Here is a 20,346-nt window from a genome sequence, read left to right as displayed (position 1 = left end):
GCGGCACCCCCTACCAGGGGGATCGCGTTTCGCGGGGCCCCGCGGCGGCTCACCACCACCGAAGGGGGTTGAATATGACCGCCGGTATCTCGACATCAAGGCTTTGACTTCAAGAAAGGGAGGCGGCCGAGAATGTCCGACTTCAAACCCGGGCTGGAAGGCGTCGTAGCGTTCGAGACCGAGATCGCGGAACCGGACAAGGAAGGGGGCGCTCTTCGCTACCGGGGCGTCGACATCGAAGAGCTGGTCGGGCGCGTGTCCTACGGGCACGTGTGGGGCCTGCTGGTCGACAACAAGTTCAAGCCGGGCCTCCCCCCGGCCGAGCCGTACCCCATCCCCGTCCACTCCGGTGACATCCGCGTCGACGTCCAGAGCGCGCTCGCCATGCTGGCGCCCGCGTACGGCTTCCGCCAGCTCCTCGACATCGACGAGGACCAGGCCCGCGACGATCTCGCGCGCGCCTCGGTCACCGCGCTGTCGTTCGTCGCCCAGTCCGCGCGCGGGCTCGGCCTGCCGATGGTGCCGCAGTCGCGCGTCGACGAGGCGTCCACGATCGTCGAGCGCTTCATGGTCCGCTGGCGCGGCGAGCCCGACCCCAGGCACGTCAAGGCCATCGACGCCTACTGGACCTCCGCCGCCGAGCACGGCATGAACGCCTCCACGTTCACCGCCCGCGTCATCGCCTCCACCGGCGCCGACGTCGCCGCGGCCCTGTCGGGCGCGGTGGGCGCGATGTCCGGTCCGCTGCACGGCGGGGCCCCGGCCCGCGTGCTGCACATGATCGAGGAGGTCGAGCGCATCGGCAACGCCGAGACCTACGTCAAGCGCGCGCTCGACGACGGCGAACGCCTGATGGGCTTCGGCCACCGCGTCTACCGCGCCGAGGACCCGCGCGCCCGCGTGCTGCGCCGCACCGCGCAGGAGCTCAACGCGCCGCGGTACGAGGTAGCCGTCGCGCTGGAGAAGGCCGCGCTGGCCGAGCTGCACGCCCGCAAGCCCGACCGCGTGCTCGCCACCAACGTGGAGTTCTGGGCCGCGATCATGCTGGACTTCGCCGAGGTCCCCCCGCACATGTTCACCTCGATGTTCACCTGCGCGCGGACGGCCGGCTGGGCGGCGCACATCCTGGAGCAGAAGCGCACGGGCAGGCTCGTCCGTCCAAGCGCCCGTTACGTCGGCCCTCCCCAGCGGTCGATCAACGACGTCCCCGGAGCGGACGAGGTCGTCGGCAAGGGCTGACTCCCCAGGACTCCCCTGGGACTCCCCAGGACTCCCGCAAGGAGACCCGCCCCCGCGGCTCGCGGAGCGACAGCGCGCCCCCTGCGCCTCCCCGTGTCTCCGCGTCCCTCAGGCGCCCATGGCGCACTCCGGCGTCTCCCCCGCCTTCGGCCGGCCCTCGCCGGAGCCGGGCACAGAACCCCGTACAGGGCCCGCAGCCCCCAGTTGCGGGCCTTTCGCGTGTCCGTGCACCCCTTGACTCGGGATCGGCCCACCGGCGCCGCCAGGGCCGCGCGGGGGGCGCCCGGCTCGCGTACCTGGACATCTGACCGATGTTCGCGCGTATCTCGCGATCCGGACCCACGACGTGACCCACTGGTGGAGCTCACTACCCTTGGTGGGGTGGCTGACATCGAGATTCCCGCTGACCTCAAACCCGCGGACGGCCGTTTCGGCTGCGGGCCTTCGAAAGTACGCCCCGAGCAGCTCGCCGCCCTGGCCTCCGCCGGCGCGAGCGTGATGGGCACGTCCCACCGCCAGAAGCCGGTGAAGAACCTGGTACGCCGGGTGCGCGAGGGCCTGACCGACCTGTTCTCGCTCCCGGAGGGGTACGAGGTCGTGCTCGGCAACGGCGGCACCACCGCGTTCTGGGACATCGCGGCGTTCGGGCTGATCAGGCAGAAGTCCCAGCACCTCCACTTCGGCGAGTTCTCGTCGAAGTTCGCGTCCGTGGCGGCCAAGGCGCCGTGGCTCGGCGAGCCGACCGTGATCAAGTCCGAGGTCGGCAGCCACCCGCTCCCCTCCGCCGAGGAGGGCGTGGACGTCTACGCGCTCACCCACAACGAGACCTCGACCGGCGTCGCCATGCCGATCAAGCGGGTCGGCGGCGACGACGCGCTGGTGCTGGTGGACGCGACGTCCGGGGCGGGCGGCCTGCCCGTCGAGGCGAGCGAGTTCGACGTCTACTACTTCGCCCCGCAGAAGAGCTTCGCCTCCGACGGCGGCCTGTGGATCGGCCTGTTCTCGCCCCGCGCGCTGGCCCGGGTGGATGAGATCGCCGCGAGCGGGCGGTTCGTCCCCGAGTTCTTCAGCCTGCCGACGGCCATCGACAACTCGGTGAAGGACCAGACGTACAACACCCCGGCCGTGGCCACGCTGTTCCTGCTGGCCGACCAGCTCGACTGGATGAACGGCAACGGCGGCCTGGCCTGGACGACCGCGCGCACCGCCGAGTCGGCCTCCCGGCTTTACACCTGGGCCGAGAAGGCCGCCTACACCACGCCGTTCGTGGCCGACCCGGCGCAGCGCTCCAACGTCGTCGGTACGATCGACTTCTCCGACGAGGTCGACGCCGCCGAGGTCGCCAAGGTCCTGCGCGCCAACGGCATCGTCGACACCGAGCCCTACCGCAAGCTCGGGCGCAACCAGCTGCGCATCGCGATGTTCCCGGCCATCGACCCCGACGACGTCGAGGCGCTGACGGCCTGTGTCGACCACGTGGTCGAGCGCCTCTAGCGCCCGCCTGAGGGCCCCTCGGCTCGTCCGGGGGCCTTCAGCCGGACGGCGGCGGCACCCAGCCGGGGCCGGCGACGTGGCTGTGCCCGCCCGTGCGGCGGGCCAGTTCCTCCAGCAGGCGCAGCGCGTCGTCCAGGTCGACGCTGCGCGCGAAGCAGGACAGCACGGGGGCCCGGTCGTGGCTCTCGGCCAGCGCCTCCAGCATCACCGCCGTGACGTGCTCGTCGCGCGAGCGGCTCGCGGAGTACCGGAAGGCCTTGCGCTCGGCCTTGCGCCGCACCAGGCCCTTCCTGGCCAGCCGCTCGGCGACGGTCTGCACCGTGGTGTAGGCAAGCGGCTTCTCGGCGTCCGCGTTGAGTGCCGCCAGCACCTCGCGGACGAGCAGGGGATGAGGGGAATCCCAGAGCACCTCCATGATGGCGCGCTCTAAAGACCCCAGATTGTTCACGCGGGCACTCTCTCCAATCGTCCGCGTCCAGGCGAGCCTGGTGCCGGAACCTCTCTGCCACTCTTCTTGGCCACTCGTGCGGCGCTAACGCCGGGTGCGTCGTCGGCCGTGCGGGCGGTCAGGAGGCCCGGACCGCAGGTCAGGCGAGCGCGGGGCGCCTCCTCCTGCGAAGCGTCCAGGCGGCCAGCACCCCGCCGACGAGGCCGAACAGGTGACCCTGCCAGGAGATGCCGGGCTGGCCCGGCAGGACGCCCCAGATCAGCGAGTAGTACAGCACGGCAACGCCGACGCCGAGGGCGATGTCCAGCATGTGCCGGTCGAACAGGCCCCTTGTCACGACGTACCCGAAATAGCCGAACACCAGGCCGCTGGCCCCGACGGTCAGGCCAGGGGGGCTGAGGAACCAGACGCCGAGCCCGCTGACCACGATGATGATCAGGCTGGCCAGGAAGAACCGCCCGAGGCCGCGCAGGGCCGCGAGGAAGCCGAGGATGGCCAGGGGGACGGTGTTGGCCATGAGGTGGCCGAACCCGGCGTGCAGGAAGGGGGCCATGAAGATCCCGCCCAGCCCGTCGACCTGGTGGGACATGATGCCGTATCGGTCCAGGTCCTGCGGCAGGACGTAGTCCGCGATCTCGACGGCCCATTCGACGGCGACCAGCAGGACGACGACGAAGGCGGCCGCGGCCGCCCCCGTGACCAGGCCGCCCACGCGCCGCTTCACCATCTCGCTCGAAGTGCGGCTCGATGCCACCCCGGTCGCGTAGTCGTTCATCGCTCTCCTCTTGTACCACCTTGGAACGCGCTACGTATCTCCCTTTACCGTACGCAAACAGCGTTTAACGCGCGATTTCGCGTAAGACACGGAAAAGGCGCATGTTGCCCGCATTGACGGGCAACATGCGCCTCCCTACCTGCAATGATCATTTATGCGGAATGATCACCCACGAGAAAGATCATTCTCCTGACCACCGCGGCTCGCGCTTCTCGGCGAACGCCGCCGCGCCCTCCCGCGCGTCCTTGGAGCCGAACACCGGGTCCATGATCTCCCTCTGCCGGGCGAACATCTCCTCGCGCGGCCAGTCGGCCGACTCCACCACGATGCGCTTGGTCGCCAGCAGCGACAGCGGCGCGTTCGCGGCGATCTTGGCCGCCAGTTCCCTGGCGCCCGCCAGCGCCTCGCCCGGCGGGGTGACCCGGTTGACCAGCCCCAGCTCGCGCAGCCGCTCCGCCGAGTAGAAGTCGCCGGTCAGCGCGATCTCCATGGCGATGTGGTACGGGACGCGGCGCGGCAGCCGCATGACCCCGCCCGCGCCCGCCACCAGGCCGCGCTTCGGCTCCGGCAGCCCGAACTTCGCGTCCTGCGCGGCCACCACGATGTCGCAGGACAGCACCAGCTCGAATCCGCCGGCCAGGGCGTACCCCTCCACGGCCGCGACGATCGGCTTCCTCGGGGGCTGCTCGGTGATGCCGCCGAACCCTCGCCCCTCGACGACGGGCACGTCACCGGTCAGGAACCCCTTCAGGTCCATGCCCGCGGAGAACGTGCCGCCCGCCCCGGTCAGGACGTACGCCGAGACGTCCTTGCGCTCCTCCAACTCGTCCAGGGCCGCGGCGACGCCGCGCGCGACGGCCCCGTTGACGGCGTTCCTGGCCTGCGGCCGGTTGATGGTGATGACGGCGATACCGCCGTCGACCTCGACGAGGACCTCGTCAGACACCTGCTACCTCCGCGGGGCTCACTTGGGCTGGAAGCGGATTCCACCGTCGAAGCGGATGACCTCGCCGTTCATGTAGTCGTTCTCGACCAGCGAGCGGACGAGCTGGGCGAACTCCGACGCCCGCCCCATGCGCTTGGGGAAGGGCACCGGCGCGGACAGCTTGGCCTTGAACGCCTCGGCCTCGGGGCCGGAGCCGTAGATCGGGGTGTCGATGATGCCCGGGCAGATCGTCAGGACCCGGACGCCGATCGCGGCGAGGTCGCGCGCGGCCGGCAGCGTCATGCCGATGATGCCGCCCTTGGAGGCGGAGTAGGCGACCTGCCCGGTCTGCCCCTCGATGCCGGCCACCGAGGCGGTGTTGATGACCACGCCGCGGGCGCCGTCCTCGTCGGCGGGCTCGGTCTTGGCCATCGCGGCGGCACCGATGCGCATGAGGTTGAAGGTGCCGATCAGGTTGATGTCGATGACCCTGCGGTAACTGGCGAGGTCGTGCGGCGAGCCGTCGCGGGCCACCGTGCGGGCCGCCCAGCCGATGCCCGCGCTGTTGATCACGGCGCGCAGGGGCTTGCCGGTCGCCACCGCCGCGTCCACGGCCGCCTGGACCGAGGCCTCGTCGGAGACATCGGTCTGCGCGAAGACGCCGCCGAGCTCGTCGGCGATCGCCTTGCCGCGCTCGGCGTTGACGTCCGCGATGACGACCGTGGCGCCGGTGCGGGCCAGTTCGCGTGCCGCGGCCTCACCGAGGCCGCTGGCACCGCCCGAGATGATTGCTGCTGATCCGTTCAGGTCCATATCCCGGACACTAACGCGGGTACCGAACGAAGTTCTCCTGGGGGTGACTCAAATCTCAGCGGAGATCGCGGAGTCCACATCGGAGTAGACCTTTATGCGGCGATCCAGGCCGGTCGTCCGTAAGATGCGCGCGACGGGGGCCTGCGGAGCCGCGAGGGAGACGCCGCCGCCCTCGCCGGTCGCCAGGCGCCAGGCCTCGATGAGCACCGACAGGCCGCTCGAATCCATGAAGGAGAGCCCGGCGAGATCGAGCACGAGGCGGTTGCTGTCCTGCTTGATCGCCTCGCGGATCTCGTCGCGCAGGAACGGCGCCGTGAAAAGGTCCAGCTCGCCCTCGACCGCGACCACGACGGCGTCGGGGAACGCGCGCCGCGCGAGCCGCAATTTCATGTGGAAACCTCCCTCGCGGGGCCCACTTTACTTCGCCGTGACCCTTGCCGAAGTCACGCCGCCTAAGATCGCCGGAATCGTGGGACACCGTAGCGCAGTATCGCTGACCTCGCCATTTGGCGCCCCCGCCCGGCAGGCCCCGCGCGAGGCCGCTCAGGAGGGCCGGTCGGCGACCGCGAAGCCGTATGGGAGCTCCAGGCGGTGGGCGGCGAGCAGGGCGTCGTCGGCCAGGATCTCGCGCGTCGGGCCGTCCGCCGCGATCACGCCGCCGGACAGGATGAGCGAGCGTTCGCACAGCTCAAGGGCATACGGCAGGTCGTGGGTGACCATCAGCACGGTGACGTCGAGAGAGCGCAGGATCTCGGCAAGCTCGCGCCGGGAGGCCGGGTCGAGGTTGGATGACGGCTCGTCCAGCACCAGGATCTCCGGCCGCATGGCGAGCACCGTCGCCACGGCCACCCGGCGGCGCTGCCCGAACGACAGGTGGTGCGGCGGCCGGTCGGCGATGTCGGGCAGGCCCACCCGCTCCAGGGCCTCCTTGACCCGGTGCTCCAGCTCGGCGCCGCGCACGCCGAGGTTGGCCGGGCCGAACGCCACGTCCTCGCGGACCGTCGGCATGAAGAGCTGGTCGTCCGGGTCCTGGAACACCAGCCCGACACGGCGGCGGATCTCGCCCAGCGTGTTCTTGCGCACCGGCAGCCCGGCGACCTCGACCGTGCCGTGCCCGGCGGTCAGGATGCCGTTCAGGTGCATGACCAGCGTGGTCTTGCCCGCGCCGTTGGGGCCGAGCAGCGCGACGCGCTCGCCGCGCCCGATGGTCAGGTCGACGCCGAACAGCGCCTGCGTGCCGTCGGGATAGGCGTACGCGAGCCGCTGGACGCGCAGGGAGGGGGACGGGGTCATGACAGGCTCCAGGAGAGCGCGGCCGTCACCAGCGCGGCCGCGGGGAGTACGGCGGCGACGGCCCAGCTCGCCGCCGAGGCCCGCACGTCGTCGATGATGGGCATGGAACCGTTGTATCCCCTGCTGAGCATCGCCAGGTGCACGCGCTCGCCGCGCTCGTAGGAGCGGATGAACAGCGCGCCCGCCGACTTGGCCAGCACCGGAACCTGCCGGACGTCACGGGCCGCGAAGCCGCGCGACTCGCGGGCCACGCGCATGCGGCGCATCTCGTCCAGGATCACGTCCATGTAGCGCAGCATGAACATCGCGATCTGCACGAGGGTCTGCGGCAGCCGGAGCCGCCGCGCGCCGAGCAGCATCATGCGCGGCTCGGTCGTCGCGGCCAGCAGGATGCTCGCCACGACGCCGAGGGTGGCCTTGGCGAGGATGTTCCACGCCGCCCACAGCCCCTCGGCGCTGAGCGAGACCCCGAGGACCTCCACCCGCGCGCCCAGCCCGATCACCGGCAGCGCGAGCGCGAAGATCACGAACGGCACCTCGACGACCATGCGCCGCAGGACGAACCCCGCCGGGACGCGCGCCGCCGCGGCCACCCCCGCCAGCAGCAGGGCATGCACCCCGAACGCCCAGAAGGCGTCCCTCGGGGTGGCGACCACGACGACGGCGAAGGCCGCCACCGCGGGCAGCTTGCACTGCGGGGGCAGCCGGTGGACCACGGTGTCCCCCGGCCGGTAGAGCTGGTGGTGATGTCCCGCGCCCACTACAGCGGGCCACCTCGCGTCATCACACGCCCGCCTTCTCGGTGTGGCGCGCCCGGCGGCGCACGGCGTAGAAGACCGCTCCCCCGGCGAGGACGGTGATGCCGACGCCGGCCACGCCCGCGACGCCGACCGCCAGGCGCTCGTTGCCCACGCCCTTGACGCCGTAGTCGGCCAGCGGCGAGCCGCCGAGCGGGTGGTCGCGCTCCTGGGCGTTCATGCCCTTGTCACCGGAGACCTTCTCCAGCCCGTCCGGGCTGCCGGAGGCGTAGAAGGAGACCACCCCGGCGAGCAGGACGGCGACCACCGCGCCGCCGATCAGCAGCGGCCGGGCGCTGCGGGCGGGCGCCGGCGCGGGCTCGGGGGCGACGGTCGTGTCGCCGTCCGCCGTGCGCAGCACCAGCGGGGCGGACAGGCCCCGGGCCCCGTACACCAGGTCGGGGCGCACGGCCAGCACGCTGCTCACCGTCAGCGCGGTGATCAGGCCCTCACCGAGGCCGATCAGGACGTGCACGCCGCCCATGGCGAGCGCGACCGAGGACACGTCGATGGGCGCGGTGCCGCCGATCCAGAACAGCACGGTGAAGACCAGCGCGGCGGCCGGGACGGAGACGACGGCGCCGAGGAACGCGGCCACCGGGATCGCGGCGCGGGCGCGCGGGGCCAGGCGGACGACGAGCCGGAACACGAACCAGCCCACGGCCGCGGTCACGATGGCCATCAGCGTGATGTTGACGCCCAGGGCCGTCAGGCCGCCGTCGGCGAAGAAGAAGCCCTGGACCAGCAGCACCACGGCCACGCATAACACGGCGGTGTACGGCCCGACGAGGACCGCGGCCAGTGTGCCCCCGAGCAGGTGGCCGCTGGTGCCCGCGGCGACGGGGAAGTTGAGCATCTGGACCGCGAAGATGAACGCCGCCACCAGGCCCGCCATGGGGGCGGTGCGGTCGTCCAGCTCGCGGCGCGCGCCGCGCAGGCAGACGCCGAGGCCCGCCGCGGCGAAGGCGCCCGCGGCGACGGACACCGTGGCGTTGAAGAAACCGTCCGGAACGTGCACGTCGAGCCTCCGACGATGGTGTGGATCGTCCTCAACTCTATGCCTGGGGGTTGTAGATGCAAAAGAGTGGCAATTAAGGATTCGGCGTGAACATCGTGTGACGTCAGCGGTCCTTGCGCGACGCGCGGCGGCCCATGCGCATGGACCGGCGCACCACCGCCCTCGGGCCCGTGGCGAGGACGGTCACGACCAGCCTGCGCCGCACCTTGGAGGCGCGCGGCCGCGCCGTCCAGCGCCGCCGGCCGCGCCACCACACCGCGCCCGAGCCCAGACTGCCAGGCTCGCCCTCGCCGACCTGCACCGGGTACCGCACCGGGGGGCCACCGATGTTCAGCTCCAGGTCGGCCTCCCAGACGCCCGGCGCGTCCAGCATGGCCGTCGCGGTGAACGCGGCCTCGCCCACGGCCGACGCCGGGGCCCTGCGCTCGTTGCCGGAGGCCCGCTCGCGCCACACCACATGCCGCACGCACCGCGCCGCCGGGCACCCGCCGCCCACGCTGACCGTCCCCTCGACGGTCAGCACGCCCTTGGCCCCCCACGTCAGGCGCGCGAGCCGCACCGACGCGGGGACGGTCACCACGTGGCCGCCGACGTCGATGCTGAGGTTGCCGTGCGGGCGGGTGAAGTAGGGCGCGGCGACGGCGTTCACCAGGCGCGCCGCGGGACGGTCGACGCCGGGGTCGCGCAGGGCGCCGAACCGCGCCACGCGGCGCACGCCCTCGCATGCGACCACGACGTACACGTCCCAGACGCCGGGTGGCAGGCGCGAGACCTCGACGCCTCCGGCGAAGACGTCGGCCGCGGAGGTCACCGGGACGCGGCGCTCGGCCGAGGTGGACCGCTCGCGCAGCAGCAGGCCGACCGCGACGCCGTTCCAGGAGTCGGTGAGGAAGGCGCGGCCGGTGACCTCCAGCCGGTCGCCCTCCCAGGTCAGGCCGGTCAGGTGGTGGCGCAGCTCCGCCGTCTCGACACGGGCGATGCGGACGAGGCGGTCGGCGTCCCCGAGCGTGGCGACGCGCAGGCGGTCGATCGGCCGCAGCCGCTCGACGACGCCGTCGGTGAGCCAGGTGGCGCACATCTCGGCGACCTCGCCGATGGTCGCGCGGCGCCCGCGGGAGTCCAGGGACAGCAGGGGGGCGCCGAGCTGGGCGAGGATGTCGAAGCGAAAGTGCCGCCGCAGCAGGTGGTCGCGCAGCGGCCCGGCGGGGATGTGGCGGGTCATCAGCTCGATCGGCGTGCGGATCATGCGCAGCCAGGCCAGCGGGTCGCGGCTGCCCGGCTCCTGCATGATGCTGGTGCCGTCCGGGCGGGCGACCAGGTGGTAGCAGTCGTGGTCGGCGACCACCGAGATCGTCCGGGCGTGGCAGTAGGCGTGGACCGAGAAGACGATGTCCTCCCCGACGCGCAGCGACTCGTCGAAGCGGATCTCGTGGCGGAGCAGCAGCTCGCGGCGGAAGAGCTTGAAGCAGGTCAGGACGTTGTAGACGGCGGTCTCGCCGAGCGGGGCGCGGTCGCGGTTCTCGCGGAAGATCGCGGTGGGCACCTTGCGGCCGTGGCCGACCATCTTGCCGAGGACGATGTCGGAGCCGTTGCGGTCGGCCATGGCGAGCATGCGGGGCAGCGCCTCGGGGCCGAGGTGGTCGTCGGCGTCGCAGAAGAAGACGTAGCGCCCTCTGGAGTGGGCGATGGCCCGGTTCCTCGGGCGGGCGGCCCCTCCGGAAGGGGGCTGGAAGTACAGCTGTATTTCCGGATATTTCGTCGCATAGTCGGCCAGAAGGTCGCGGCTGCCGTCGGTGGAGCCGTCGTCCACGACGACGATCTCCTTGCTGACCGACTGCCCCAGGAGCGAGGTGAGGCACCGGTCGAGATAGGGGCGGCAGTTGTGGACGGGCACGACGATGCTCACGTCGACAGGCCGGTTACTTTCCGTCTTCATTGCGATTCATTATGTAACCGCCGACCCGCACGATGAAAGGGCAATCATCCGCGATGGCATCACCTGGACCGCCCGCTTATTGGGCTTTGCGGGGCTTATTGCCTTTTCCTCAGGGTAACGAGTCCGCAACGGAGGCGACGAGATGGCGCATCCGGGGCCGGGCCGGCCTGCGCGACGCCGACGACGCGCTGGTGCTGATCGACTGGCGCGCCCCGGCCGCGCGCCCGTTCTACACCGCGACGCCGAGCGACCCCGGCCCGCTGGTGCGCCGCCGCCACCTGCACACCCGCGGCCGGACGGTCGTGCACCTCGATGACGAGGTGTTCGACCTCGGCCGCATGAGCGAGCCCGACCGCCGTACGCTGGTCGGCGAGGCCGCGCTCATGGCGGCGCTGCGGCGCGGGCGCACCGGGCGCATGGGCGACGTGGTGGCGACCATCCAGGCCGAGCAGGACCAGGTCATCCGCTCGGGGCTGCCCGGTGCCCTCGTCGTCCAGGGCGCGCCGTGCACGGGCAAGACCGTCGCCGCGCTGCACCGGGCGGCGTACCTGCTGTACGCGCACCGCGACACGCTGGAGCGCAGGGGCGTGCTCGTCATCGGCCCGAACGCCCTGTTCCTGCGCTACATCGGGCAGGTGCTGCCCGCGCTCGGCGAGACGGACGTCGTGCTGACCACCGTCGGCGAGCTGTACCCCGGCGTGCGCGCCACCGCCCAGGACACCCCCGAGGCCGCGATCGTCAAGGGCGACACCCGCATGACCGAAGTGATCAGGGCCGCCGTGCGCGACCGCCAGCGCGTCCCCGAGGGCGACCTGGTGGTCGGCGTCCCGGTGAAGACCTCGGTGCGCGGCGGCGTCGAGGTCGTGGTGGAGCGTATGACGCTGCACGTCGACCACGCCACGTGCGTACGCGCCCGCGACCGGGCCCGGGCCGTCCGCAACCCGCACAACGTGGCGCGCAAGCTGTTCGTCGACTCGGCGCTGACCGCGCTCGCGCTCGACGAGGCCGAGCGGCTCGACGTCATCGTGGACGAGGCGCAGGAGCTGTCGGCCATGGCCTGGCGGACGGTCATGCGCCGCATCCCGACGCGCTCGCTGACGGTGGTGGGCGACGTCGCCCAGACCGGCTCCGCGGCCGGCGCGCGGTCCTGGGCCGAGATGCTCGACCCGTACGTGAGGGGCCGCTGGCGCGAGGCGCGGCTGCTCGTCAACTACCGCACCCCCGCCGAGATCATGGAGGTCGCCGCGGACGTGCTCAAGGCCGTCGATCCCGCGCAGCGGCCTCCGATCTCCGTGCGCGACGGGGAGGCACCGCCACGCGCGGTGCGCGCCGCGCGGGCCGACCTCGCCACCGTGCTGCCCGAGCTGGTGCGCTCGGAGCTGGAGCAGGTCACCGGGCTGGGCGAGGGCCGCCTGGCCGTGCTGACGCCCGACGCCCGGCACGGCGAGATCGCCGCGCTGCTGCCCGGCTCGGCGTCCGCGCTGACGGCCGAGGCGCTGGACTCGCCGTCGGCGGTGCTGACCGTCACGCAGTCCAAGGGGCTGGAGTTCGACGCGGTGATCGTCCTGGCGCCCGACGAGATCCTGGCGCAGGGGCCGAAGGGGGGTCAGGACCTGTACGTGGCGATCACCCGCGCCACGCGGCGGCTGACCGTCGTGCACGAGAACGCGCTGCCGCCCATGCTCGCCCGGCTTCGGGGATAGATGCCGCTATCAGTACATAAAGGGGTCGATAAACCGATTCGCCTACGACCGTGGCCCACCACAGGGGGAAACCCCTCACCCGAGCGGATGAGCTGCTTCGGCCTAAGGGCGGATGCCCGAACGTCAAGTCCGGGAGAAGGCTGGAAGCGGGATCGGCGGGAGCCGATCCCGGGCGCACGCCCGCAGACCACGAAGCTCCACGGGGAAGAGCAGGAGGCGGAATGAACGACGCGGTCCGGCCGGCACGATGGCTCGGCGGGGTTGCCCTCGCCCTCGCCGGCACACTTCTCGTCGCGTCATGTGCGAAGGGGAACGACTCGGCCACCACCGGGGCCAAGGGCGACGCGGCCGCCGTAGGGACGCAGACGCCGTCCGTCAGCGCCCATGGCGGCCATGGCGGTCACGGCGGGACGTTCAGCGCCCCGCCCGCGGCCCCGCTGCGGCCGTCCGAGCGGTTCGTCAACGTGAAGCTGGCCGAGCCCTACCGGCCGGCCGCCCCCGCCGGGGGAACCGACGAGTATCGCTGCTTCATCGTCGACCCCGGCGTCACCGAGAAGGCGTTCCTGACCGGCAGCCAGTTCCTGCCGCAGAACAGCGCGATCGTCCACCACGCGATCATCTTCCGCCTGGACCCCGACAAGGTGCAGGCCGCCCGCGACCTCGACGCCAAGACGCCCGGCGAGGGGTGGACGTGCTTCGGCGACGCGGGTCTGGAGGGCAGCGGCTGGGTCGGCCACTGGGCGCCCGGGGCGAACGAGACCCTGCTCACCGAGAAGGTCGGCTACCCGATGCCGCCCGGCAGTCAGCTTGTCATGCAGATCCACTACAACCTGCTGGCGTCGCGCGGCAAGCCGGCCGAGAGCGACCAGTCGAGCATGCGGTTGCGGCTCACCGACGGCAAGACCGACCTCAAGCCGCTGCAGACCGGCCAGCTTCCCGCGCCGATCGAGCTGCCCTGCACCGCCCAGGAGTCCGGCCCGCTGTGCGACCGCGACGCCGCCGTCAAGGACGTCGTCCAGCGCTTCGGGGCGCAAGCGGGTGAGACGGTGACGGGGCTGAACGAGTTCTGCAACAAGGGCAAGCCGCCGGTAGCCGGGACCACCCAGCACTGCGACACCAAGTTCCCCGCCAAGGCCACCATCTACGCCACCGCCGGGCACATGCACCTGCTCGGCCGTTCGATCAAGATCGAGATGAACCCCGGCACACCGAAGGCCCGGACGCTGCTCGACCTCCCGTCCTACGACTTCGACGACCAGGCGATCCGCCCGCTGCCCAAGCCCGTCGAGGTCAAGCCCGGCGACGTCTTCCGCGTCACCTGCACCCACGACGCGGGCCTGCGCAGGCAGCTCCCCGCGCTGCAGGGCCTGCCGCCGAGGTACGTCGTGTGGGGCGAGGGCACCAGCGACGAGATGTGCCTCGGCCTTCTGGTCATGTCTCCCGAAGAAACACCCCGCGCCTGATCACAGGCCGGGCCGCACCGAGCACCGGGGTCGCCGCCATGGGGCGGTGCCCCCGGTGAACCCGTTCACGGAAACCCGCCGCCCGCCGGGCGGCCCGACCTCTCCGAGGGGATTCATGGACACCGGCATGCTGCCCGTGCCAGGCGCCGAGATTTACTACGAGGTGCGCGGCTCGGGGCCCGTGCTCCTGCTCGTCAACGGCGGCGACGGGGACGCGGCGATGTTCGCGCCGCTGGCCACCGTGCTCGCCGAGCGGTACACCGTCGTCACCTACGACCCCCGGGGAAACTCGCGCAGTCCCCTCACCGTCCCGCCGTACGAGCAGCGCATCGGTGAGCACGCCGAGGACGCGCTGCGGCTGCTGGAGGCGGTCGGCGGCGACCCCGCGTACGTCTTCGGGACCAGCTACGGCGGCATGGTCGGCATGGACCTGCTCGCGCGCAACCCCGGGCGGGTGCGGGCCGTGGTCGCGCACGAGCCGTTCGTCATCGAGCTGCTGCCGGACGCCGCGCGCTGGCACGCGCTGTTCGAGGAGCTGCACGAGATCTACCTGAAGGACGGCGTGGACGCCGCGATGCGCAGGTTCGGCGAGGAGGTCGGCCTGACGCCCCCGCCGGAGCCGCCGCCCGGGCTGCCCGCACCCATCGTGGAGATGCTGACCCGCGTCCGCGCCAACAGCGAGACCGTCCTGGCGTATGAGTTGCGGTCGTTCACCCGGTTCGTCCCCGACCTGGACGCGCTGCGCGACGCCCCACTCGTCGTCGTCGGAGGCGCCGACTCCGGCGACGCCCTCACCCACCGGACGGCCGCCACCTTGGCGGAGCGCCTCGGCACCGGGCTCGTCGAGTTCCCGGGCGGCCACGTCGGGTTCCTGACCCACCTGGCCGAGTTCGCCAAGGCCCTCGTCGAGATCCTCGGCGACTAACGGGCCCGCGGCTCAGAAGTCGAAGCGTTCGTGGATGCGACGGCTCGGCACGCCCGCGCGACGCAGCGCGTGCCGAGCCGCCATCGTCATCCTGCAAAGCCACAGAGGTCCCGCAGGGGCCGACCACGGTTGCGTTCCGAGTGAAAGCGGCCCTTGTCAGCGCCCGATCACGGGCCGGAGGTCCCATAAGGATCGACGTATCGGTTCGTGGACTGCTTGACGGCTTCAAGAATTGGTTGCATGGCCGGACCCGCCACGTAATACCGGCCCCTCGCCTGTCCCTGAGGCGCCAACCAGCCTAGACGGCACATCTCACGGATATCCCGAGTGGCCTGTTGGTTACTTAGTTCCGCGTCCTGCTGATAGACGGTGCGCCGGACGCGCGATTCCCAGAAGGCGGGCAACAGCGCGAAAACGGTCCGCTCGTCGAGACGATCGGCCGCCGCAGCCTCTGAGAGGGCGATCCATGCCCGACTCAGAAGATCAACCCTACGTTTAGCCTGCTGGGCCTGGAGGTGGTGAGCGCGCAAACAGAATTTCATCCACGGGCGCGTATCGCGGTCCGGGCTCCAGACAGGGCCCCCCACCTCCTCAAGGACCTTGTAATAGCCATAAGTGTTCTGCCCCCTGCCGAGCCACTCCTCGATAGATGAGAACTCCGGTGGGAGCAGAGCCTCCCTGGAGAAGACGAGAGTGGACAGCGCCCGTGACATCCGCCCATTTCCGTCCGCCCATGGATGAATTTTCACGAGGTTCAGATGCGCCATCGATGCTCTAACATGGACGGGAGAATCCAAATCCCCCTCGTTGAGCCAGTGGACCAGCTCGCGCATGAGTTCAGGCACTATCTCGTGCTCAGGGCCTGTATACGCGGCAACGGCGGGATCATCGGGGCTGGTCACATACACCGGCCCCTGTCGCAGCCGACCCGGACGCTTGTTCCCGTGATGCTCCTGAATCATAAAGTGCAGACCATTTATCAGACCCAAATCATAGCGGAACTCGCCACCCGCATCTGAGAGCGCCTGAATATAGGTCATCGCCCGTTGATATCCCTCCAACTCCCTTCGCGTCGCATCGCTCGCATCGAGGGGCGCCTCACCCGCCATGAGCGCCTCCACGTCCTCTATCGACGCCGCATACCCCTCGATCGTGTTCGAACCCACGATCGCCCTGGCGGTGAGGCTCCTGCGCAGTTGCTTGGTCCATCGCTCTTGCGGACGAATGTGCATGCGAAGGTCGTGGCGCATCCGCTCGACATCCTCAAGCACCCGCTGGTCCGCATCGTCCAGAGAAGGCGTCCCGTACAGCACGACTCGATGACACCATCATCATGTCATCAAGTCAAACACGCATACGGTAAAGGCTGTCTGGTCGTGGGGCTGCGCGACCGGAAGCCGCGTGCGGGACCGAGGAGCTCCTCCTATCCGTCCTGCCGACCTTCCGCCCCATCTCGGCGGAGAAGCTGGTCGCGCTCAAGTCGGGGTGACCCGCCCGCCGGCGAGACGCTCCCTGCTGATGGCCAGGTCTACCGGCCAAGCGCGCCCGACCCCGACCGCGGGAGCCCGGCCGTACCGGGCCTGCGCGCCATCGCCGACACGAGCCTGCAGTCGGTGTGCCAATTTCAGGAAATGGTGACGGATCTCTCGTTTGGGCCGCTGAGGAGGGGATTTAGGTGGGCGGCCTCGATATTGACCGCCTCTTCGGCGGGCTTCGGAGAATCCGGGAAAAGGGTTATGGACAGGGAAGTGTCGGTGGATTCCCAGACGCCCGTCACGCGGCCGGCGTCCACGACCACCGGGGCGATCCAGCCGGCGGTCTTGCTGACGTCCTTGCGGTGATGGGCCGGGATGACGCGGGTGTCGTCGGTGCCCACGCCGAGGACGTACTGGTCGAAGGCGGGCAGCAACCGGAACATGTCGGTGGGCGGCGTCGCGGCGAGGGACTCGGCGTCCTCGGTGCGGATCCACAGGGTCTCGCCCTCGACGTCGACCTCGGTGAGAGTGTCGCCGAGGTCGGCGAACCACTGGCGCAGCGTGGTCTTCTTCAGCGCGCCGCGTGAGATCCAGCGGTTGAAGACGTCGGGCCCGGCCGGCCCGTACGCGGAGAGGTAGGCGGGGATGACGACGCGGGCGGCCTCCTCGGGCTCGGGGAGGCCCGGCCAGCCGGGGAGGTACGTGGCGGGGGACGCCCGACGGTGATGGCGCTCAGCACCCACCTGGCGGAGACCCTGCAGGCCCGGCACGCCGAAGGCACCGGGTCGTAACCGGGAGGACGGCGCCCCGGACGGGCGCCGTCCCTTCCCGCCGGACCAGCCGCGTCCGGACAGGTCCCACTGCCGGACGCGCTCGTCGTCGACCTCGTCACCCGGATGGCGCGCGAGGTCGGTGGTAGCATGCGGTGTCCCCTTTCTTTGCGGGACGATGCCGAGGTACGGAGGATTCGGGTCATGCTCGTCAGCGAGGACGACGACTCCGAGTGATGCCCGCCGTCCGTCATCGCCGTTTCCCCACGGCGTGACGCAGCGGCCCGGCGCGCGTTCAGAGCGCCCCCGGGCCCGCGGGATCCGTCCACCACCCATCATGCGCCGGTCCGGCGCGTCCTGAACCGTGCCGCGCGGCCGTACGGCCCCGCACCCCTGTGACGCGCCTCCGGGCCGGGCTTCTCGTCCCCGGGATCTTTCATGCCTGACGCGACCATCGTGTGCACCGACCTGTCGTTCTCCTGGCCGGACGACACCCCTGTCTTCGACGGCCTTTCGTTCTCCCTCGGCAGCGGCCGGACCGGCCTCGTCGGCCCCAACGGCGCCGGGAAGACCACCCTCTTCCGCCTGATCACCGGGGAGCTCCGGCCCGCGCGGGCTCGGTGTCCGTGCAGGGCGAGACCGGGTACCTGCCACAGTCCCTGCCGCTGCTGGACGGCACCGTCGACCAGGCACTGGAGATCGCCCCGATCCGCGCCGCGCTGAACGCCATCGAGTCCGGCGACGTCCGCGAGGAGCATTTCACCGTCGTCGGCGACAACTGGGACATCGAGGAGCGCACCGCCGCCGTCCTCGACCGCCTCGGCCTGGGCGACGTGACGCCGGACCGTCCACTGCGCACGCTCAGCGGCGGTCAGGTGCTCTCCATCGGGCTGGCCGCCCAGTTGCTGAAGCGGCCCGACGTCCTGCTGCTGGACGAGCCCACCAACAACCTCGACCGCGCCGCGCGCGAGCGGCTCTACCGCGTGGTCGAGGAATGGAAGGGCTGCCTGCTGGTGATCAGCCACGACCGCGCCCTGCTGGAGCGGATGGACGCCATCGCCGAATTGCACTCCACGGAGCTGCGCCTGTACGGCGGCGGCTTCACGGCCTACACCGAGGCCGTGGACCGTGAGCAGGAGGCGGCGCAGCGCGCGGTACGCGGCGCCGAACAGGACCTGCGCCGCCAGAAACGCGAGGCACAGGAGGCGCGGGAGCGGGCCCAGCGCAGGGCGAGCAACGCCAAACGCAACAAGAGCTCGCTGGGCCTGCCGCGCATCATCGCGGGCGGGCTGCAGCGCCAGGCCCAGGAGTCGGCGGGCCGGTCGGCCGAGGTGCACCAGCAGCGCACCGCGGACGCCAAGGCCAGGCTGGAGGAGGCGACCCGGGAGCTGCGCGAGGAGGCGCGCATCGCGATCACCCTCCCCGAGACCCGGGTGCCCGCCGGGCGTACGATGCTGACCTGCGAAGACGTCAACGTGAGCTACGGCGGCGGCCCGCTGTTCGCGCCTCCGGGTCTCACGCTGAGCGTGCGCGGCCCCGAACGGATCGCCCTGCTCGGTCCCAACGGCTCGGGCAAGTCCACCCTGCTGAAGCTGATCACCGGGGAACTGGAGCCGGCCACCGGCACGCTGCACCGCGCGGCCGAGCCGCAGCCGGCCGCGAGCGGTCCTTGAATGCATGCCGCAAGAGATCTGGGATGCGTATACCGCCCAGCGCTACGACACGCCGGGCGTCGGCATGTTCGCGCCCGAGGTCGTGGGGCCGACCGTCGACCGCCTCGCCGAACTCGCGGGCGACGGGCGGGCGCTCGAGTTCGCCATCGGAACCGGCCGCGTAGCCGTCCCTCTCGCCGAGCGAGGGGTTCCCGTCACCGGCATCGATACGTCACCGTGGATGATCGACCGCCTGCGTACTAAGGCGGACGAAACGACGATCCCGGTGGTCGTCGGCGACATGGCCACGGCCGTCGCGCCCGGGAAGTACACGCTGGTCTACCTCGTCTTCAACACGATTTCGAACCTGCTCGCCCAAGCCGAGCAGGTCGCGTGCTTCCGCAACGCCGCCCGCCACCTCACGCCCGGCGGCCGGTTCGTGATCGAGCTCTGGGTACCCGAGCTGCGCAAGCTCCCCCCGGGCCAGCAGGCCACGGTGTGGCACTGCGAGCCCGGGTACATCGGCCTGGATACCTACGACGTCCTGAACCAACACGTCGTGTCGCACCACTTCACGTTCGACGAGTCCAGGCAGGCTCAGCTGTCCCGCAGCCCGCACCGCTACATCTGGCCCGCCGAACTCGACCTCATGGCCCAGCTCGCCGGCTTCGAACTGGAGACCAGACACGCGGACTGGACCGGATCCGACTTCACCGAAGACTCCCGCTCCCACGTCTCCGTCTACCGGACCCCGCACTAGCCTCGTCCGCCCCACGACATCCGCATCCGGCTCCGGTCGCCTCGTCGGCCGCGCCTACTCCGGCGTGGTGGAACACTCCGTCTGTGCTCACAACGGGTACGGCGTCATCGTCGACGGCATGAAGACGGCCTTTGAGAAGGTCTCGTGACGATGGGCTTCGAGAATTCGGGAATCAGCCCATGGACTTGGCGCCGTCCAGCGACTCGCGAATGATGTCGGCGTGGCCGGCGTGCTGCGCGGTCTCGGCGATGATGTGCAACAGCACCCGGCGGGCCGACCACTTCGCGCCCGGCTCGAACCAGGGGGCGCTCGGCAGCGGATGCGCGGCATTCAGATCGGGCAGGGTGACGACCACTTCGTCGGTCCGGCGCGCCGCCTCGGCGTAGTCGTCCAGTACGCCGGCCAGCGTCTCGCCGGGCAGCATCCGGAACTCGTCGGCCCAGCGAGCGAAGTCCTCCTCGGTCATGGCCGAGAAGTCGGCCATCGCCGATGGCCCTTCCAGGATGAAGTCGGCCCACCCCCGTTCCACGGCCGCGACATGCTTGACGAGCCCGCCCAGGCAGAGCTCGCTCGCGGTGGTCCGCTGCCCGGCCTGCTCGTCGGTGAGCCCGCGCGTGGTGAACCGCAGGAAGTGCCGGTGCTTGGCCAGCGTCTCCAGCAAATCGGCACGCTCATCGCTGAGGCCGCTCGAATCGGCCTGCCCGCGCTCGGTGAACTGCTCGTTCATGGTCATGGTCTCCGCCCCTCGTCGGTCGTGGATCGCCTTCGTGTCCCACGCTAGGCCTCATAGCGGCCACTTCCTGACCTGAATAGCGGCGACACGAGCAAAGCCGAACCGAGGAACGAGAATCGACGTCTAT

Annotated in this window: 20 protein-coding genes; 8 read left to right on the top strand and 12 right to left on the bottom strand. The window is 71.0% G+C overall.

The window, feature by feature from the left end; genetic code table 11:
- Window positions 1-132 precede the first annotated feature (132 nt).
- Together AB0M95_RS15105 and serC are read left to right on the top strand one after the other, a co-directional pair.
- Window positions 133-1,239 (top strand): citrate synthase 2, encoded by a 1,107-nt coding sequence (locus AB0M95_RS15105; protein ID WP_358525643.1) that lies wholly within the window; start codon window positions 133-135, stop codon window positions 1,237-1,239.
- Between the two features lie 381 nt (window positions 1,240-1,620).
- Window positions 1,621-2,733, top strand: coding sequence for a phosphoserine transaminase (serC, locus tag AB0M95_RS15100; RefSeq protein WP_363763991.1), 1,113 nt, complete (start codon window positions 1,621-1,623; stop codon window positions 2,731-2,733).
- Between the two features lie 37 nt (window positions 2,734-2,770).
- On the opposite strand, the gene AB0M95_RS15095 is transcribed toward serC, so the two are convergent.
- The 9 genes from AB0M95_RS15095 to AB0M95_RS15055 all read right to left on the bottom strand — a co-directional run bounded on the left by AB0M95_RS15095 (window position 2,771) and on the right by AB0M95_RS15055 (window position 10,738).
- The gene (locus AB0M95_RS15095; protein WP_363763988.1) at window positions 2,771-3,181 is read right to left on the bottom strand and encodes a BlaI/MecI/CopY family transcriptional regulator; all 411 of its coding nucleotides are present in this window, start codon (window positions 3,179-3,181) and stop codon (window positions 2,771-2,773) included.
- Window positions 3,182-3,320: 139 nt separating this feature from the next.
- Window positions 3,321-3,956, bottom strand: coding sequence for a rhomboid family intramembrane serine protease (locus AB0M95_RS15090; RefSeq protein WP_363763985.1), 636 nt, complete (start codon window positions 3,954-3,956; stop codon window positions 3,321-3,323).
- A gap of 181 nt (window positions 3,957-4,137) precedes the next feature.
- Complete coding sequence (locus AB0M95_RS15085) at window positions 4,138-4,902, bottom strand: crotonase/enoyl-CoA hydratase family protein (RefSeq protein ID WP_363763982.1); 765 nt, start codon at window positions 4,900-4,902, stop codon at window positions 4,138-4,140.
- Between the two features lie 18 nt (window positions 4,903-4,920).
- Window positions 4,921-5,694, bottom strand: coding sequence for an SDR family NAD(P)-dependent oxidoreductase (locus AB0M95_RS15080; RefSeq protein ID WP_363763979.1), 774 nt, complete (start codon window positions 5,692-5,694; stop codon window positions 4,921-4,923).
- 48 nt (window positions 5,695-5,742) lie between these two features.
- Window positions 5,743-6,084, bottom strand: coding sequence for an STAS domain-containing protein (locus tag AB0M95_RS15075; protein ID WP_358525653.1), 342 nt, complete (start codon window positions 6,082-6,084; stop codon window positions 5,743-5,745).
- Between the two features lie 153 nt (window positions 6,085-6,237).
- Window positions 6,238-6,987 carry an ABC transporter ATP-binding protein gene (locus AB0M95_RS15070; RefSeq protein ID WP_363763976.1) on the bottom strand — a complete coding sequence of 250 codons (750 nt, stop codon included), beginning with the start codon at window positions 6,985-6,987 and terminating at the stop codon, window positions 6,238-6,240.
- Entirely contained in the window at window positions 6,984-7,748 is a 765-nt protein-coding gene (gene cbiQ, locus AB0M95_RS15065) for a cobalt ECF transporter T component CbiQ (protein ID WP_363763973.1), read from the bottom strand. The genes AB0M95_RS15070 and cbiQ overlap by 4 nt, the downstream gene beginning before the upstream one ends.
- 22 nt (window positions 7,749-7,770) lie before the next feature.
- A complete protein-coding gene (locus tag AB0M95_RS15060; RefSeq protein WP_363763970.1) occupies window positions 7,771-8,802 on the bottom strand; it encodes an energy-coupling factor ABC transporter permease in 1,032 nt (343 codons plus the stop codon).
- 103 nt (window positions 8,803-8,905) lie between these two features.
- Window positions 8,906-10,738: a glycosyltransferase gene (locus AB0M95_RS15055; protein WP_363763967.1), complete on the bottom strand. Its 1,833-nt coding sequence runs from the start codon at window positions 10,736-10,738 to the stop codon at window positions 8,906-8,908.
- Window positions 10,739-10,836: 98 nt separating this feature from the next.
- Between AB0M95_RS15055 and AB0M95_RS15050 the strand changes: the two genes are divergently transcribed.
- The 3 genes from AB0M95_RS15050 (at window position 10,837) to AB0M95_RS15040 (ending at window position 14,829) form a co-directional block, all read left to right on the top strand.
- Complete coding sequence (locus tag AB0M95_RS15050; protein WP_363763964.1) at window positions 10,837-12,441, top strand: ATP-binding domain-containing protein; 1,605 nt, start codon at window positions 10,837-10,839, stop codon at window positions 12,439-12,441.
- 221 nt (window positions 12,442-12,662) lie between these two features.
- Window positions 12,663-13,904 (top strand): monooxygenase, encoded by a 1,242-nt coding sequence (locus AB0M95_RS15045; protein WP_363763961.1) that lies wholly within the window; start codon window positions 12,663-12,665, stop codon window positions 13,902-13,904.
- A gap of 115 nt (window positions 13,905-14,019) precedes the next feature.
- Window positions 14,020-14,829 (top strand): alpha/beta hydrolase, encoded by an 810-nt coding sequence (locus AB0M95_RS15040; RefSeq protein ID WP_363763958.1) that lies wholly within the window; start codon window positions 14,020-14,022, stop codon window positions 14,827-14,829.
- A gap of 167 nt (window positions 14,830-14,996) precedes the next feature.
- Here AB0M95_RS15040 and AB0M95_RS15035 read toward each other — a convergent pair whose 3' ends face one another.
- Both AB0M95_RS15035 and AB0M95_RS15030 read right to left on the bottom strand, forming a co-directional pair.
- Entirely contained in the window at window positions 14,997-16,142 is a 1,146-nt protein-coding gene (locus tag AB0M95_RS15035; RefSeq protein ID WP_363763955.1) for a Fic family protein, read from the bottom strand.
- Between the two features lie 311 nt (window positions 16,143-16,453).
- Complete coding sequence (locus AB0M95_RS15030; protein WP_363763952.1) at window positions 16,454-17,047, bottom strand: crosslink repair DNA glycosylase YcaQ family protein; 594 nt, start codon at window positions 17,045-17,047, stop codon at window positions 16,454-16,456.
- Between the two features lie 465 nt (window positions 17,048-17,512).
- Here AB0M95_RS15030 and AB0M95_RS15025 point away from each other — a divergent pair, with 465 nt between their 5' ends.
- From AB0M95_RS15025 to AB0M95_RS15015, 3 genes are read left to right on the top strand one after another with little or no spacing between them, the layout of a single operon-like run.
- Complete coding sequence (locus tag AB0M95_RS15025) at window positions 17,513-17,797, top strand: ATP-binding cassette domain-containing protein (protein WP_363763949.1); 285 nt, start codon at window positions 17,513-17,515, stop codon at window positions 17,795-17,797.
- Window positions 17,701-18,747 (top strand): ATP-binding cassette domain-containing protein, encoded by a 1,047-nt coding sequence (locus AB0M95_RS15020; RefSeq protein ID WP_363763946.1) that lies wholly within the window; start codon window positions 17,701-17,703, stop codon window positions 18,745-18,747. The genes AB0M95_RS15025 and AB0M95_RS15020 overlap by 97 nt, the downstream gene beginning before the upstream one ends.
- 4 nt (window positions 18,748-18,751) lie before the next feature.
- The gene (locus AB0M95_RS15015; RefSeq protein WP_363763943.1) at window positions 18,752-19,486 is read left to right on the top strand and encodes a class I SAM-dependent methyltransferase; all 735 of its coding nucleotides are present in this window, start codon (window positions 18,752-18,754) and stop codon (window positions 19,484-19,486) included.
- A 172-nt stretch (window positions 19,487-19,658) separates the two neighbouring features.
- Here the strand turns inward: AB0M95_RS15015 and AB0M95_RS15010 are convergent, their stop codons facing one another.
- Window positions 19,659-20,219 (bottom strand): DinB family protein, encoded by a 561-nt coding sequence (locus tag AB0M95_RS15010; RefSeq protein WP_363763940.1) that lies wholly within the window; start codon window positions 20,217-20,219, stop codon window positions 19,659-19,661.
- Window positions 20,220-20,346: the final 127 nt, after the last annotated feature.

Source organism: Sphaerisporangium sp. NPDC051017 (assembly GCF_040683095.1).
Classification (GTDB): domain Bacteria; phylum Actinomycetota; class Actinomycetes; order Streptosporangiales; family Streptosporangiaceae; genus Sphaerisporangium.
Note: the sequence above shows the minus strand (reverse complement) of the source record. Positions and strands in the feature narration are given on the sequence as shown.